This is a genomic window from Novipirellula sp. (assembly GCF_041583735.1).
GTDB lineage: Bacteria > Planctomycetota > Planctomycetia > Pirellulales > Pirellulaceae > Novipirellula.
Map to the genome: position 1 here is coordinate 1 of NZ_JBFHFD010000846.1, position 3,147 is coordinate 3,147.

At 56.5% G+C, this 3,147-nt stretch carries 1 protein-coding gene and 1 pseudogene; both read right to left on the reverse strand.

From position 1 onward, the window contains the following. A partial coding sequence (locus tag ABX962_RS33620) for a DUF1592 domain-containing protein (protein WP_372726046.1) occupies window positions 1-2,249 on the reverse strand: 2,249 nt, incomplete at its 3' end. A gap of 390 nt (window positions 2,250-2,639) precedes the next feature. Further along, window positions 2,640-3,147: pseudogene (locus tag ABX962_RS33625) on the reverse strand (nucleoside hydrolase); the annotation flags it as partial.

Below are 3,147 nucleotides of genomic sequence, written 5' to 3' on the forward strand. Positions count from 1 at the left end.
ACGTCCGCGATGCGTTGCTCGGCGATACCACGCTGAGTCAATCCGGCTTTGGTAGGTGGTGGAGTGGTATTGACGCAAGGCGGCGGCGCGTTGATCGTGCCCCGCAGCAGATCGTCGAGCACAAACAAGCCACGCGAGACCATTGACGCACCGTCACCCCCGATAGTCAGGACGCTTCCCTGAGTTAATAAACCGCCACGCCCAGGAATCGACGAGACATCGTAACGCTGCAAACCGTTGCCAATCGGTTTTAATCCATAGTGTGTGGCCAGCTCGGGAGTGGCGTAGGTGAACTGGGCGCCTAGCAAGTCGGACAGGGGACGGTCCTCTTTCCACACCACGTCATGGAAATAAGCCAAGGTCTCGTCTCGCATGTCATCGGCGAGCTTTGCGTTCCAGTTTGGAAACCGCTTTGGATCAGGACGCATGTTCCGAAGCCGTGGCAGATTGAGCCATTCGGACACAAATTCAGCGGATCGGTCTTTGGCCAGCGGATCATTCAGCATTCGTTTTACTTGAGCATTCAATTTCGTAGCGTCCTGGAGCTCTCCGCGATCAGCGGCCTGCAGCAAAGCTTCATCCGGCGGTGCTCCCCACAGGATGTAGCTCAGCCGTGATGCCAGTTCGTAGGAATCGACTTCGCGTGAGCCGCCGGCGTCATGCTGACGTTCGACTCGATAGATGAATCGAGGCGACTGTAGCATCGCTTCGATGATGTATGCCATGGCTTGTTCGAAATCACCTCCGGCACTGGCGACCGTCGTCGCGATACCGCTGTACGCGTTGATCTCACGCTCACTGAGCGGTCCGCGGAATAACCATTTCCCCATCGCTGCGATATGGTCGCGCATCGTGTCATCGGTCGACAATTTGGTGCTCTTGGAGAACCTTGCCGCGAACTTCATCACATCCATGCGTTGGACCGTGATTTCGGCTAAACTTACATAGGCTTCGACGTGCTTCAGATCGACGCTCAAGTTGTAGGCCGTGTTACGAAATCCGTCCGCTCGCAGGTCCGGCGGCAGAATCGCCTGCGATTCCTTGGCGATATCGACACCCACGGCGCGACGAATCGTGGTGATGTATTCGGTGACCGTTAGCCGCTGTACCCAGACGTCGCTGCTTCCTCCGCCGTGCACGTAAATCACGGGATCGACGCGGTCGACCGAATAGACCGCTCCGCTATCGAGCCACCTCTTCAGCGCGGCCTTTTCATCATTGCTCAGCGGAGCACGATCCTTGGGCATTTCGTCGGACGACACTGATTGCCACAGCAGGCTATCTGCGGATTTCCCTGGCACGATCACCTCGCCGCTCTCACCACCCGCCAAGGCTGCGTTCTTTCTGGATAAATCCAAATCCCCTTTCTTGATGGCCGAGTCGTGACATTCCAAGCAGTGTTTGGCAAACAGGGGGGCCACATCCTGGTCAAAAAGACTCGCTGAAACCGACGCCAGACTCGGTGGCTTCGGAGGACTTGGTTTTGATCCTGCTGCAAAGTTCTGCTGCACTTGCGGCTCGGAGAGCGCGTAAGCGAAAATCGCCACCATGTGCAATTCACCGATCCATGGGCGATCGCCTGTGGCTTCATTGGCGAGGATCAGCAGATGCTTTGCGTCCCAGTTGCCCAAGTCGCCCGCGACGCGTCGGTTGGCAACTTTCCGTCCGTCCAGATAGATCGTTGCCGTTCCTTTACGATCGCGAGTGAAAACAACATGAGTCAATTTCGTCTGCAGCGACTTCCGAGGACTGGCCGTCGAGGGCAATCCGTTGCGATCGGTCTTGGTCGACCGCAGGCGGATATCCACCATGTCTTTGTCTTGACCAAGAGTGGCGTTGCGATGACTGGTATCGGAGGAAAGCGACACGATTCGGGCAGGTCCTGCTTGTGAATTGTTCGCAGGTTTGATCCAGGCTTCAATGGTGATTTCGCCGGACCGCTTGACCGAGTCGATGATCTTCGTGGCGGGGGTGGCCGAAATGATGGAAGTCGAAGAACGGATGACCAATGCACCGTCTTTCCATTCAACGCCTTTCGCTGCTTGGATCTTCAGATCCAGCGGCTTTCCCGTGCCAGAACGATCACGGACGGTATCGCCCTGGTCCTCGTCAAAGGTGTACAGCGTCTGTAGGTGATTCGAAACACGCTGGGCATTCGCGGTTTCGACGAGAATGATCGACATCGTCGCGACCAATAAGTAGACGATCGCTTTTCTCGTTCCCGGCAGCTTGATATGAGCGTTTGTCATACGTCGGTAAACCGCATCTTTTTGGGCAATGGGGATTCAGAGGCGAAACCTCTTTCACACCTTTATATGCCGGCCACCGACGAATGTGTTACCAAAAAACATCAAGTCTATTTGCTTATGCCGAACTTGGTTCGGCGGCGTCGTAAGGCCGTCGCGAAAATCCTGTTTCGTTTCGTCCGGGGAAAGTGCTCGGACGTAGACGGCCACCCGAAAGCATTTCCCCTTGCCCGGGTCGGTTGACGCTGGCAAATCGAGCAAGCCGTCAAGACTTTCGTTCGATTACGGATGCCCCCGAAACTCACTCGTGCGTTTCGCTACCTGAGGCTTCGCAGCGACGACTGACTTGGGGAGACGATCAAAACTGTACTGCTAAGCTGTTTTTGTGGACGCTCATTCAGTGACTCGGTTGCGGACCATCAATTCATCGATCAATTTTTCGAGCCTGTCCGGTCGCCCTTTGATTGCCACATAGCGATGCCGTTTCTTTCCACCGGCTCTCCATTCGCTGTGTCCGTCCGAATCGATGATGACGTGGCCAGGCGGGCTGATCGTCCAATACTCGTCCTGGACACCGCGAACGGCTAACAAGACGGCGGCTTGATCATGCGCAGGTTTGCCGTGGTCGATCGCAGCGCCACCTAGGTACGGACGCAGTTCAAACGCGCGACGCACGGGATTGTCCGCTCCGCACACCTGCAGCGACTTGCCACATCGCAATGCCGCGCCCACTTCGAAGCCTTGCCAGATGATCTCGCCTGGCCAGCGATTGGTCACGCTCACGGCGGCGGCAGGGTCGAGTCGAAGGTTCGTTTCCGGTTTGGCCGAACGAGGAAAGTGGCCTCCCATGATCACGGTCTGTTTCACCTTGGTACGGATCAGCTCTTCACCGCTCAGGGGG